The organism is Pradoshia eiseniae (genome assembly GCF_002946355.1).
Classification (GTDB): domain Bacteria; phylum Bacillota; class Bacilli; order Bacillales; family Pradoshiaceae; genus Pradoshia; species Pradoshia eiseniae.
This window is the reverse complement of the sequence record NZ_PKOZ01000003.1, coordinates 293899-306313: the sequence shown is the minus strand read 5'-3', so window position 1 is coordinate 306313 and position 12415 is coordinate 293899. Positions and strand designations below refer to the sequence as shown.

The 12415-nt window shown below is 44.5% G+C and carries 13 protein-coding genes; all 13 read left to right on the top strand.

From position 1 onward, the window contains the following. Positions 1–11 precede the first annotated feature (11 nt). The 13 genes from fapR (at position 12) to CYL18_RS08365 (ending at position 12408) form a co-directional block, all read left to right on the top strand. A complete protein-coding gene (gene fapR, locus CYL18_RS08425; protein ID WP_104849041.1) occupies positions 12–596 on the top strand; it encodes a transcription factor FapR in 585 nt (194 codons plus the stop codon). Beyond that, positions 593–1576 (top strand): phosphate acyltransferase PlsX, encoded by a 984-nt coding sequence (gene plsX / locus CYL18_RS08420; protein ID WP_104849040.1) that lies wholly within the window; start codon positions 593–595, stop codon positions 1574–1576. The genes fapR and plsX overlap by 4 nt, the downstream gene beginning before the upstream one ends. Before the next feature lie 10 nt (positions 1577–1586). Continuing rightward, positions 1587–2540, top strand: coding sequence for an ACP S-malonyltransferase (fabD, locus tag CYL18_RS08415; protein ID WP_104849039.1), 954 nt, complete (start codon positions 1587–1589; stop codon positions 2538–2540). Further along, positions 2533–3282 carry a 3-oxoacyl-[acyl-carrier-protein] reductase gene (gene fabG / locus CYL18_RS08410; protein WP_104849038.1) on the top strand — a complete coding sequence of 250 codons (750 nt, stop codon included), beginning with the start codon at positions 2533–2535 and terminating at the stop codon, positions 3280–3282. The genes fabD and fabG overlap by 8 nt, the downstream gene beginning before the upstream one ends. 67 nt (positions 3283–3349) lie before the next feature. Next, positions 3350–3583 (top strand): acyl carrier protein, encoded by a 234-nt coding sequence (locus tag CYL18_RS08405; protein ID WP_104849037.1) that lies wholly within the window; start codon positions 3350–3352, stop codon positions 3581–3583. A gap of 186 nt (positions 3584–3769) precedes the next feature. Beyond that, positions 3770–4498 carry a ribonuclease III gene (gene rnc / locus CYL18_RS08400; RefSeq protein WP_104849036.1) on the top strand — a complete coding sequence of 243 codons (729 nt, stop codon included), beginning with the start codon at positions 3770–3772 and terminating at the stop codon, positions 4496–4498. 41 nt (positions 4499–4539) lie between these two features. Beyond that, positions 4540–8109, top strand: coding sequence for a chromosome segregation protein SMC (gene smc / locus CYL18_RS08395; protein ID WP_104849082.1), 3570 nt, complete (start codon positions 4540–4542; stop codon positions 8107–8109). 12 nt (positions 8110–8121) lie between these two features. Continuing rightward, positions 8122–9111 carry a signal recognition particle-docking protein FtsY gene (gene ftsY / locus CYL18_RS08390; protein ID WP_104849035.1) on the top strand — a complete coding sequence of 330 codons (990 nt, stop codon included), beginning with the start codon at positions 8122–8124 and terminating at the stop codon, positions 9109–9111. Between the two features lie 193 nt (positions 9112–9304). Next, positions 9305–9643 (top strand): putative DNA-binding protein, encoded by a 339-nt coding sequence (locus CYL18_RS08385; RefSeq protein ID WP_104849034.1) that lies wholly within the window; start codon positions 9305–9307, stop codon positions 9641–9643. A gap of 11 nt (positions 9644–9654) precedes the next feature. Continuing rightward, on the top strand, positions 9655–11001 hold the full coding sequence (gene ffh / locus CYL18_RS08380) for a signal recognition particle protein (protein ID WP_104849033.1): 1347 nt from the start codon (positions 9655–9657) through the stop codon (positions 10999–11001). Positions 11002–11095: 94 nt separating this feature from the next. Continuing rightward, positions 11096–11368: a 30S ribosomal protein S16 gene (gene rpsP / locus CYL18_RS08375; RefSeq protein ID WP_049671449.1), complete on the top strand. Its 273-nt coding sequence runs from the start codon at positions 11096–11098 to the stop codon at positions 11366–11368. A 14-nt stretch (positions 11369–11382) separates the two neighbouring features. Then, the gene (locus CYL18_RS08370) at positions 11383–11613 is read left to right on the top strand and encodes a KH domain-containing protein (protein WP_104849032.1); all 231 of its coding nucleotides are present in this window, start codon (positions 11383–11385) and stop codon (positions 11611–11613) included. A gap of 408 nt (positions 11614–12021) precedes the next feature. Next, positions 12022–12408 carry a YlqD family protein gene (locus tag CYL18_RS08365; protein WP_104849031.1) on the top strand — a complete coding sequence of 129 codons (387 nt, stop codon included), beginning with the start codon at positions 12022–12024 and terminating at the stop codon, positions 12406–12408. Positions 12409–12415 lie beyond the last annotated feature (7 nt).

Here is a 12415-nt window from a genome sequence, read left to right as displayed (position 1 = left end):
GGTGAACCATCTTGAAACGTAATAAAAAAGACAGGCAAGTCTTGCTAACTGACATGATAGAGACAAATCCTTTTATTACGGATGAGGAATTGGCTGATAAGCTTGAGGTCAGCATCCAGACCATTCGATTGGACCGCCTCGAATTATCAATTCCCGAACTGAGGGAGAGAATAAAGACGATGGCGGAAAAGAAGATGACTGATGACATTAAATCGTTGCCGGTTGATGAAATTATCGGTGAGATCATCGATATTGAAATGGATCGAAGCGCCATTTCCTTGCTTGATATCCGCAGGGAGCATGTGTTCAAACGAAATGGCATCGCACGGGGTCATCATTTATTTGCACAGGCCAATTCTCTAGCCGTGGCAGTGACCAATGATGAATTAGCATTGACCGCCAAGGCAAATATTCAATTTACGCAGCCGGTGCATGAAGGTGACCGTGTCATTGCGAAAGCACGAGTGATGGATGTAGATAAAGAAAAGGGGCGGTCGCAGGTAGCCGTCCGCAGCTATGTTGGTACAAGCCTCGTCTTTAAGGGCGAGTTTAATATGTATAGAGCAACTACGATGAAAAAGGATGAATGGACATGATTATTGCATTGGACGCTATGGGTGGAGATCACGGACCGAAGGAATCGGTAAAGGGAGCGGAAAAAGCCTTACAGGCGTTCCCGGATTTAGAAATCTTGCTAATCGGCAATGAAGCTGAAATCAAGAAATATCAAACCGTGACTGAACGAATGACAATTATACATACAGATGAAGTAATTACCGGTGAAGATGAGCCGGTAAGAGCAGTGAGAAGAAAGAAAAATGCGTCGATGGTACTTGCGGCGCAAAGTGTTAAAGACAATAAAGCGGACGCTTGCATCTCTGCCGGCAATACAGGTGCTCTGATGGCAGCGGGATTGTTTGTTGTCGGAAGAATAAAAGGGATTGACCGTCCTGCTTTAAGTCCGACTTTGCCTACTGTTGACGGAAAAGGCTTTGTCCTTCTCGATGTTGGCGCCAATGCGGATGCCAAGCCGGAGCACCTATATCAATATGGTCTGATGGGTTCTGTCTATGCAGAAAAGGTACGCAATATTGAAAAGCCGCGAGTTGGGTTATTGAACATCGGGACAGAGGAAAAGAAGGGCAATGAATTGGCAAAGGCAGCCTTTGACCTGCTAAAAGAGGCTGACTTTAATTTCATTGGCAATGTGGAAGCGCGTGAATTGCTAAACGGAGTAGCAGATGTTGTCGTAACCGATGGGTTTACAGGCAATATGGTCTTGAAAACGACAGAGGGAACAGCAGGGGCTCTTTTCAAAATGATGAAGGAGGCCATGACGGCAGATTTGAAGAGCAAGCTGGCAGCGGCCGTGCTTAAACCGGCCTTGAAGGAACTAAAAAGCCAATTGGATTATTCCGAATACGGCGGAGCTGGTCTGTTCGGCTTGAAAGCGCCGGTCATCAAGGCGCATGGTTCATCTGATGCGAATGCATTTTATAATGCCATTCGCCAGGCTAGAATCATGGTGGAGCATCGCGTGACTGACACGATTCACGAGGCAATCAACCAAGCATAAGGGGGATATGATGACAAAACTTGCTTTTGTTTTTCCGGGTCAAGGTTCACAGGTCATTGGAATGGGACAGGATGTCTATGAACAAGTGGGTTCAGCACGGTCCTTATTTGAGAAAGCAAATGAATGTTTAGAGCATGGCTTCACAAATCTAATCTTCAAGGGAGAACAGGAGACACTGACTCTTACGCAAAATGCTCAGCCGGCTTTGTTAACAACTAGCATGGCGCTCTATAAAACCTTTCTCGAAAGAGGAGGCATGGCACCGGATTTTGCTGCTGGTCATAGCTTAGGTGAATATACCGCATATACGGCTATGGGAGCCCTTTCGTTTGAGGATGCCGTAAAGCTTGTCCGCCAACGGGGGCTCTTCATGGAAGCAGCCGTACCAGCAGGGGAAGGTGCGATGAGCGCCATCCTTGGAATAGAAGAGGCAGCGCTTCTCGATGTTGTCAGTACGATAACCGAGAGTGGTCACCCGGTTCAGCTTGCCAATATCAACAGTCCAGGACAGATTGTTATATCCGGGACGTCAGAAGGAGTAAGGCTTGCCTCAGTACTTGCCAAGGAAAGGGGAGCGAAGAGATGCCTGCCCCTTGTTGTCAGCGGCCCTTTCCATTCATCTCTCATGAAGCCTGCGGCCAGTCAGCTTGAGGAAACCCTTAATGGCATTCAAATTTCCGAGCCCCATTCACCGGTAGTGGCTAATTATACAGCAATGCCTGTTGCACTAAACGAAATAAAAGCAAGTCTTGTTCATCAACTCTATTCTCCGGTCAGATGGCAGCAATCCATTGAATTCATGATCGGTGAAGGCACAGACATATTTGTAGAATTTGGACCAGGAACAGTCTTATCCGGTCTCATCAAGAAGATTAACCGTAAAGTTCGTACATACTCAATCAGAGATTTAGAGACCTGTGATGAAGTTATCGCTCAATTGAAGGGAGAGGTGGCAAATGGATAAGCTATCTGGGAAAACGGCGCTCGTTACGGGAGCTTCAAGAGGGATTGGCAAGGCCATTGCACTTGAACTCGCACGCGAAGGGGCAAATGTAGCGGTTAATTATGCCGGCAGTGCCGATCGGGCTGCGGAGGTTGTCAAGGAAATCCAAGGTCTTGGAGGCAAAGCTGTTGCCATTCAAGGGGATGTCGCAGATGCGAAAAGGGTGGCTGAGATGGTTCAAGAGACTATTCAGGAATTCGGCCGGCTGGATATTCTGGTTAACAATGCAGGCATCACTAGAGATACATTATTGATGCGCATGAAGGAAAGTGATTGGGACGCTGTCATCAATACCAATTTAAAAGGTGTCTTTCTAGGCACGAAGGCTGTCACAAGGCAGATGATGAAGCAGCGAAGCGGGCGCATTATCAACATTGCCTCTGTTGTCGGACTTGCAGGCAATGCCGGTCAAGCCAATTATGTAGCAGCAAAGGCAGGAGTTATTGGTCTGACCAAAACAACCGCCCGCGAGCTTGCGCCAAGAGGAATCACGGTTAATGCCGTTGCCCCGGGCTTCATTGAAACGGATATGACTGGAGCCCTGCCGGAAGGAGTCGCTGGGGAAATGCTTGGTCAAATCCCGCTTGGAAGGTTTGGTGCCCCTGAGGATGTGGCCCGCCTTGTTTGTTTCCTTGCCTCTGATGATGCTTCATATATTACCGGACAGACGCTTAATGTGGACGGCGGAATGGTTATGCAATAAAGGAAGGATTGAAACTGCAAGCCAACAAATGTACAATAGATTGGACAACTTGAAGGGAGGTGAAGTTATGGCTGAAGTATTAGAAAGAGTAACGAAAATAATCGTAGACCGCCTTGGTGTTGAAGAAGCTGAAGTGACACTAGAATCTTCATTCAAAGATGATCTAGGCGCTGATTCACTTGATGTAGTAGAATTGGTGATGGAACTTGAAGATGAATTCGGCATGGAAATCTCTGATGATGATGCTGAAAAGATTTCAACAGTTGGCGACGCGGTGAACTACATAAAGAGCCAAAGCTAATCAGCGATTTTTAAGCCCCGTAATGTGACGGGGCTTTTCGTATGAATATCGGCAAAGATGAATTGGATAACTTTGTATATCCTTTTTAAGAATAGTAAATTCTAATTTGTACCTTTTCCAAATGTATCGATTTATATATACTTAATGTGAGAATCTTTTTTGGGAAGATTTAATCGGGGGGACAATATGCATAAAAATAGAAAAAAAACATATTCAGATAGTCATTTTAAAATGTTTCAGGAAAGAATCGGTTTCACGTTTTCCGATATTTCCCTGCTGAAACAAGCATTCACCCATTCATCTTATGTGAATGAGCATCGTCGAAAACCATATGAAGACAATGAGCGCCTAGAATTTTTAGGTGATGCCGTTCTAGAATTAACTGTCTCTCAATTCCTTTATAAAAACTTCAAAACCATGAGTGAAGGGGAATTGACGAAATTGCGAGCAGCCATCGTTTGCGAGCCTTCATTGGTAAAATTCGCGACTGAGCTCTCCTTTGGTCCCTTAATCTTACTTGGAAAAGGCGAGGAGATGACAGGCGGAAGGGAACGTCCTGCGCTGCTAGCTGATGTATTCGAGGCATTTATCGGTGCGCTTTACCTTGACCAAGGATTAGACGCAGTTATTAAGTTCCTGCAGCAATGGGTATATCCGAAAATTCATGATGGTGCTTTTTCCCATGTGATGGATTATAAGAGCCAATTGCAGGAATTGGTTCAAAAGGATGGAGTAGGTATTCTAGAATACAGAATCCTCCAAGAAAAGGGTCCTGCTCATAACCGGGAATTCGTGGCGAAGGTTTCGCTCAACGGAACAGATCTCGGCACGGGGAAAGGCAAATCAAAAAAAGAAGCAGAACAGCATGCTGCCCAGCAAGCGTTAATTCATTTGCGTAAGAGCAGCAAATCCTGAGAAAAAAAGGCAGTTGGATGACCATGACAGTAGATAATCAATTGTTCCTGAAACGATTGGATGTAATAGGATTCAAATCGTTTGCAGAACGTATTTCAGTAGAGTTTGTTTCTGGCGTGACAGCTGTAGTGGGTCCGAATGGAAGCGGAAAAAGTAATATCACTGATTCGATTCGCTGGGTTCTTGGCGAGCAATCAGCCAAATCGCTAAGAGGAGCGAAGATGGAGGATATCATTTTTGCCGGGAGTGATTCCAGGAAGCCGCTAAACTTCGCAGAGGTCACATTAACCTTAAACAACGAAAGCAAATTTCTTCCGATCGATTTTCATGAAGTTAGTGTCACAAGAAGGGTGACCCGTTCCGGTGACAGTGACTTTTATATTAATAATCAGCCGTGCAGGCTTAAGGATATTATTGATCTTTTCATGGATTCCGGTCTTGGCAAAGAGGCTTTCTCGATTATAAGCCAAGGTAAAGTGGAAGAAATATTAAGCTCAAAGCCAGAAGAGAGAAGAACAATCTTCGAAGAGGCAGCGGGTGTCTTGAAATACAAGACACGGAAGAAGAAGGCAGAAGCCAAGCTTGAGGAGACAAGAGCCAATCTCAATCGAGTTCAGGATATTCTGCATGAGCTCGAAGGACAGGTAGAACCATTAAAGATACAGGCTTCAATTGCGCGAGACTACCTTCATAAGAAAGAGGAGCTTGAGGAATTCGAGGCAGCTCTTCTTGTATATGAAGTTGAAGACCTTCATAGAAAATGGACGTCCCTGAAGAAGCAATTAGAAGGCCATCAAGCGAATGAGGCGGATTTCAATGCACGCATTTCAGCCAAAGAAACTGAAGTAGAGAAGAATCGTGAAAAGCTCGTTGTTCTCGATTCCAAGCTGCAAGAATTGCAGGCAGCCCTATTAAGTGTCAGTGAGGAGCTTGAGAAGGTAGAGGGCCGTAAGCAGGTTCTTAAAGAGCGGATGAAGAATGCGAGCCAGAATAAGAACCAGCTGGAGAAAACGCTGGCTGCTTCCAGAGAGAAGATATCCATCCTCAAAGCGAGTAAAGATGAAAAATCAGAAGCTTTATCTCACTTAAAGCAGGATACGGAAGCTTTGAAGAGGGAACTAAGTCAGAAACAAGGCATTTTGAAAAATTTCGCCGGTGATCTGGAAGCGAAAATAGAAGCCCTTAAGAGTGATTATATTGAGTATTTAAATCGCCAAGCGACCGTTAAGCATGAGCTGATTTACTTGAAACAGCAGCTTGAGCAGCAAACCAATAAGCACGAGAAGCTAGATCATGATAATGAAAAGCTTCTCAAGGCTAGGGAAAGTGTAACAGCCCGTTTGAGTGAGGCAGAAGCAAGATTAAAGGCTGTCCAGCAGGATTTAACGAATCAGGTTCATCGTTACCGGGAAACGGAGCGTACTCACGAAAACCTGAAGAATCAATATGAAAAGCAGGAGAAGACTCTCTACCAAGCCTATCAATATTTGCAAAAAGCAAAATCAAGAAAAGAAATGCTTGAAGAGATGGAGGATGAATACTCTGGTTTTTTCCAAGGCGTAAAGGAAATCCTGAAGGCAAAGGATAAGGAGCTCCCAGGCGTCCATGGTGCTGTGGCAGAACTGATTCAAGTGCCGAAGGATTATGCTCTGGCAATTGAGACCGCCCTTGGAGGTGCTCTGCAAAATATCGTGATGGATCAGGAGAGCGATGCCCGTACCGCAATTACCTTCCTTAAGAAAAATAGGCTTGGAAGAGCCACCTTCCTGCCTTTATCGACCATTAAGGGCAAGTATATTCCTGAACAAACCATTCAATCGATTTCTTCCCACCCAGCCTTTATCGGGGTTGGTGCTGAACTGATTCAATATGACTCTCGTTATAAAGAGATCATGATGAGCTTACTTGGGAATGTCATCATTGTCAGGGATCTCGTCGGTGCCAATGAGATAGCTAAAATGGCAGGGTACCGCTATAGACTCGTAACGCTTGAAGGGGATGTCGTCAGTCCGGGCGGAGCGATGACAGGCGGAGCAAGCAGACAGTCAGGTTCCTCAATCCTCTCAAGAAAAGGGGAAATAGAGGAGCTGACAGAGAAGCTTGGACAAATGGAAGAGCAAACGAGTAAGCTAGAGGCGCATGTGAAAGCCTTAAAAACCGATGTGGCAAGCTCAGAAAAACAGCTGGTACGCCTTCGGGAGGCAGGGGAAACCCTCCGAGTCAACGAGGAAGCCATCAAGGGACAAATACGTGAATGGCAAAACGAACAGCGCAATGTCAATGAGCGCTTAACCATCTATGATATGGAGAAGTCTACACTGGATGAGGAACAAACCTATCGTGAGTCCCGAATTCAGGAGCTTAATCAGGAATTAAGCCGCCTTGAGCATTCTATTATAGAGATAGACCGTGAGATTAATCTGTACACAGAGCAGAAAAAGACAGACCAATCAAATAAGGAAGAGCTGAATGAAGAGGTCAATGAGCTAAAGATTCACCTAGCATCCAAGTCAGAGCAGCTCCAGCACCAGCAAAATGAGGTCGAGCGCTTAGCAGCTGAGATTGCAGCGTTAGAATTAACTGTAAAAGATGCAGAGGAAGACCTAGCTCTCCTAAATGGAGAAATGACATCGAGCTCTACAGGTGAGAATAATCTCGTTGAAATGGCTGCTGAGAAACAGAAGCTAAAAGATGAGACAGTGCATAAGATAGCCGCATTGCAAGCTAGCAGACAAGAGCTGTCTGCTAAAATAGACGAAGCCGACCATATATTGAAGGAATGGAACCGTCAGTATAAAGGATTGTCAGAAACCTTGCGCGATGAGGAAATCAAGCTAAATCGCCTTGATGTAGAGATGGACACGCGCCTGGATATGCTGAGGGAAGAATATATGCTAACCTTTGAGGCAGCGAAAGAAAAGTATCCGCTGACCATTGAAGCCGAGGAAGCTAAGCGGAAGGTGAGATTAATCCGTCTTGCCATCGAAGAGCTTGGCACGGTAAACATTGGCGCAATTGATGAGTATGAGCGTGTATCAGAGCGTTATGAATTCCTTGTCACACAAAGGGATGACCTTAAGGAAGCGAAGGATACCCTCTTTGACGTGATTGATGAGATGGATGAGGAAATGAAGCGCCGCTTTGAGATCACCTTCAATGCAATTAAGAAGGAATTCAACTTCGTATTCCCGTCACTATTCGGCGGAGGAAGAGCAGAACTGAAATTGACAGACCCGGCGGATATCTTGAATACTGGTGTCGATATTATCGCCCAGCCGCCAGGCAAGAAGCTTCAAAACTTAAGCCTGCTTTCAGGGGGAGAACGTGCGTTGACTGCAATAGCCTTGCTGTTTGCTATCTTGCGCGTGCGCCCGGTGCCATTCTGCATCCTTGATGAAGTGGAAGCAGCGCTGGATGAAGCTAATGTGTATCGCTTCAGCCAATATTTGAAGAAATTCAGTAAAGAAACTCAATTCATCGTCATCACTCATCGTAAGGGAACGATGGAGGAAGCGGATGTTCTTTATGGCGTGACCATGCAGGAATCCGGTGTATCAAGGCTAGTATCTGTGAAGCTGGAAGAAACGAAAGAATTGGTTGAATCAAAATAAAGGTGGTAGACTATGAGTTTTTTTAAGAAGCTAAAAGAAAAGTTCAGCGAGCAAACGACAACAACAACCGAGAAGTTTAAACAAGGATTGACCAAGACACGTAACTCTTTTTCGGAGAAAGTGAATGATTTGGTTGCCAGATACAGAGAAGTGGATGAGGACTTCTTTGAAGAGCTCGAAGATGTGATGATTCAAGCGGATATTGGCGTAGAAACAGTTATGGAGCTAATCGACAAACTGAAATTCGAAGTGAAGCGCCGCAATATCAAAGACACATCTGAGGTACAGAGCGTAATCTCCGAAAAGCTCGTTGAAATTTATGAATCTGGCGAGGAAAGCTCTGCTGAGATGAACATCCAGGAGGATGCATTGACAGTCGTGCTCTTTGTCGGTGTAAATGGAGTCGGTAAAACGACCACTATCGGCAAGCTCGCTCATAAATATAAGGCTGAGGGCAAGAAGGTGCTGCTCGCAGCAGGAGATACCTTCCGTGCTGGTGCGATTGAGCAGCTTGAGGTTTGGGGAGAGCGTGTTGGTGTGGAAGTCATCAAGCAAGGGGCCGGCTCTGACCCAGCTGCCGTTATGTATGATGCCGTGCAGGCCGCTAAATCAAGAAAAGCGGATATTCTGCTTTGTGATACGGCTGGCCGCCTTCAAAACAAGGTCAATCTGATGAAAGAGCTTGAGAAGGTAAAGAAAGTAATTGAACGCGAGATTCCAGGAGCTCCGCATGAAGTCTTGCTTGTTCTTGATGCAACGACTGGCCAAAACGCTCTCATGCAGACGAAGACCTTCAAGGAAGCGACTGATGTAAGCGGCATCGTCTTAACGAAGCTCGATGGTACGGCAAAAGGCGGAATTGTCATTGCCATTCGCAACGAGCTTGGGATACCGGTAAAATTCGTCGGTCTTGGCGAGCAGATGGATGATCTGCAAGAGTTTGATTCAGAGCAATTTGTTTATGGCTTATTCGCCGATATGGTTGATAAAACAGAGGAATAAGTCTATAATGACAAGCCAGGAATTGCCTTAGGGGTAATATCCTGGCTTTTTAGTATCTAGAGGGATATGAGGATGGATGAAACGCTGATAAATCAAGCATTTTGTTAAGGAAGGGTTCTTGACATTCTTTGATTTTCCCTTTAGAATAAATTTTTGTAAAGGTATTTCACTTAACACAGTTGGAGGGTCAGTAATGCTCGAGAAAACAATGCGTATGAATTACCTATATGACTTTTATCAATCATTGCTGACACCAAAGCAGAAAAGTTACATGTCTCTTTATTATCTGGACGATTATTCCCTAGGTGAGATCGCTGATGAATATGAGGTGAGCCGCCAGGCCGTTTATGATAATATTAAACGAACAGAAGCGATGCTTGAAGAATATGAGGCGAAGCTGCTGCTTTTTGAAAAAGCGCAGCAAAGAAGCCTTTTACTCAATAAGTTAGGCAATTTAGCGGATGAAGTATCTGATAAACATGTTCAGCAACAACTCATTGAGACAATAGCATCTCTTGAAAAGTTAGATTAGGAGGCGGCAGAATGGCATTTGAAGGTTTAGCCGACCGACTGCAAGGCACACTTCAAAAAATCCGCGGCAAAGGAAAGGTTACGGAGGCTGATGTCAAAGAAATGATGCGCGAGGTTAGACTCGCTCTTCTTGAAGCTGACGTTAACTTTAAGGTTGTAAAGGATTTTATCAAGCGTGTCAATGAAAGGGCCATCGGTCAAGAAGTGTTGAAAAGCTTGACTCCAGGTCAGCAGGTTATCAAGGTCGTCAAGGAAGAATTGACGGAATTAATGGGAGGAGAGCAAAGCAAGATTGCTGTATCCAACCGACCGCCAACCGTGATTTTAATGGTTGGTTTGCAAGGTGCTGGTAAGACAACAACAACCGGTAAGCTTGCTAATCTGCTTCGGAAAAAATATAACCGCAAACCGATGCTTGTTGCTGCGGATATTTATCGTCCGGCAGCCATTAAGCAATTAGAAACACTTGGGAAGCAGCTGAATTTCCCTGTCTTTTCGTTAGGAGATCAGGTCAGCCCAGTTGAGATTGCCAAGCAGGGAGTCGCTAAAGCGAAAGAAGAGCATTGCGACTACGTCTTGGTCGATACGGCAGGACGCTTGCACATTGATGAGAATTTGATGGGGGAACTAGCGGAAATTAAAGAAGCCGTGAAGCCGGATGAAATTTTCCTTGTTGTCGATGCGATGACAGGTCAGGATGCCGTCAATGTGGCAAAGAGTTTTAATGACCAGCTCGATATAACCGGAGTTATTTTAACGAAGCTTGATGGGGATACCCGAGGCGGTGCAGCCCTCTCTATTCGCTCTGTAGCGGAGAAGCCGATTAAATTCGTTGGTATGGGCGAGAAGATGGATGCGCTTGAGCCATTCCATCCGGAACGCATGGCTTCGAGAATTCTCGGCATGGGGGATGTTCTTACCCTTATCGAAAAAGCGCAAACAGATGTCGATGAGGCGAAAGCGCGTGAACTTGAGAAGAAAATGCGCACAGCCACATTTACGTTTGATGATTTTCTTGAACAGCTTAGCCAGGTGAAGAAAATGGGACCATTAGACGATATTCTGAAAATGCTCCCAGGCGCAAATAAAATTAAGGGCATGAATAACCTGTCCATTGATGATAAGCAAATTGCCCATGTAGAGGCAATCATTCAATCAATGACACGAAAAGAGAAAGAGCAGCCTGAGATCATCAACGCCAGCAGGCGCAAACGGATTGCAAAGGGAAGCGGAAGACCGATTCAGGAAGTCAACCGACTGCTCAAGCAATTCGAGGAAATGAAAAAGATGATGAAGCAGATGGCTGGAATGCAACAAAAAGGCAAGAAAAAAGGCGGCTTTAAGTTGCCATTTATGTAAAAAAGTTGTGTGTTAAGAAAAAAGACTTTACAAGGGTATATGGATTTGGTAATATACTTACTTGTGTGATACTATTCGGAGGTGCAATAAAACAATGGCAGTAAAAATTCGTTTAAAACGTATGGGAGCTAAAAAGTCTCCTTTCTATCGTATTGTAGTAGCAGATTCTCGTTCCCCTCGTGACGGTCGTTTCATCGAAACAGTTGGAACTTACAACCCAGTTGCTAACCCAGCTGAAGTGAAAATCGATGAGGAACTAACTTTGAAATGGCTTCAAAATGGTGCTAAACCTTCTGACACAGTTCGTAACTTGTTGTCTAAAGAAGGCATCATGGAAAAATTCCACAACGCTAAACAAGGTAAGTAATATAAAGGTCCGTTATGATAGAGCTTATTAAAACAATCGTAAAGCCTCTCGTCGATCATCCGGATGACGTGACCGTATCAATGGATGAGCATGCCAAGAAAATTATCTATAAACTTTCTGTTAATCAGCAAGATATGGGGAAGGTCATTGGCAAGCAGGGGCGGGTAGCGAAAGCTATTCGGACGGTAGTATATACTGCTGCATCCAAGAGTGACAAAAAAGTCTATTTGGAAATAAGCGATTGAAGCGATGAAAAGGAGGGAATCATTCCCTCCTTTTTCTATTTCATATGAAGAAAAAACGATTGAAACAGATTATGCTTGCCTAGGAAGGCAGTGGGAAATGCCATTTAATGCTTTTTCCGCAATTGAATAATAGGCAGCCTTCGAGTAAAAAACATGCTTTAATTGGACAAAAAAGTTTCCGTTCAAAGGGATTTTGCTTCATAATGAATGGTAAAGAGGAAAAGAGTACATAGTATCATGTTTAATAGGAAGATCCACATAATTTTTTGGTGGGACATTCTGTCGGCCATACAGGAACACAGATATGCTTTCATCAAATACAAGTAACATCTCGGGTGACTAGCAGCATTGTCAGACATAGACTGAATTTTAACAGTTGATATGGCAATACGAAAGAGGTGGCTAATAGTGAAAATTTTGCAAAATGTGATCGTGAAGCAAATATTGACTGAGAAGAGTAAGCTTGAGCTCTTAGACCAATTCAACTCCAAAAAAGCTGTCCTGAAGAAGGAATGTGATCAGCTCCGCTTTGAGCTGAAGAAGCTGGAGAAGACCAAAAAATTTCAGCCTGTCAGCCTGAAGACACATTTCGAAAAGGAAATTGACGTCAGGAAAGAGAAAATTAAGCTGCTTGACTTTCAAATTCAACAGCTCGATATTCTTCCCTACGGAAGCGAATTGAAGGAACGTGAGGTACAAGCCATCGTGGATGTGGAAATCGGGCAGAATTGGGAAGAAATTGTGCAAACTAAGACCATCATCGTAAAAGATGGAGTCGTCGATGAATTTAAATAGAGGTGAA

Coding starts and splice junctions, on each gene's coding strand:
- fabD (WP_104849039.1), top strand. CDS start 1,587: ATGACAAAACTTGCTTTTGTTTTTCCGGGTCAAGGTTCACAGGTCATT.
- CYL18_RS08405 (WP_104849037.1), top strand. CDS start 3,350: ATGGCTGAAGTATTAGAAAGAGTAACGAAAATAATCGTAGACCGCCTT.
- fabG (WP_104849038.1), top strand. CDS start 2,533: ATGGATAAGCTATCTGGGAAAACGGCGCTCGTTACGGGAGCTTCAAGA.
- rpsP (WP_049671449.1), top strand. CDS start 11,096: ATGGCAGTAAAAATTCGTTTAAAACGTATGGGAGCTAAAAAGTCTCCT.
- plsX (WP_104849040.1), top strand. CDS start 593: ATGATTATTGCATTGGACGCTATGGGTGGAGATCACGGACCGAAGGAA.
- CYL18_RS08385 (WP_104849034.1), top strand. CDS start 9,305: ATGCTCGAGAAAACAATGCGTATGAATTACCTATATGACTTTTATCAA.
- ffh (WP_104849033.1), top strand. CDS start 9,655: ATGGCATTTGAAGGTTTAGCCGACCGACTGCAAGGCACACTTCAAAAA.
- ftsY (WP_104849035.1), top strand. CDS start 8,122: ATGAGTTTTTTTAAGAAGCTAAAAGAAAAGTTCAGCGAGCAAACGACA.
- rnc (WP_104849036.1), top strand. CDS start 3,770: ATGCATAAAAATAGAAAAAAAACATATTCAGATAGTCATTTTAAAATG.
- CYL18_RS08370 (WP_104849032.1), top strand. CDS start 11,383: ATGATAGAGCTTATTAAAACAATCGTAAAGCCTCTCGTCGATCATCCG.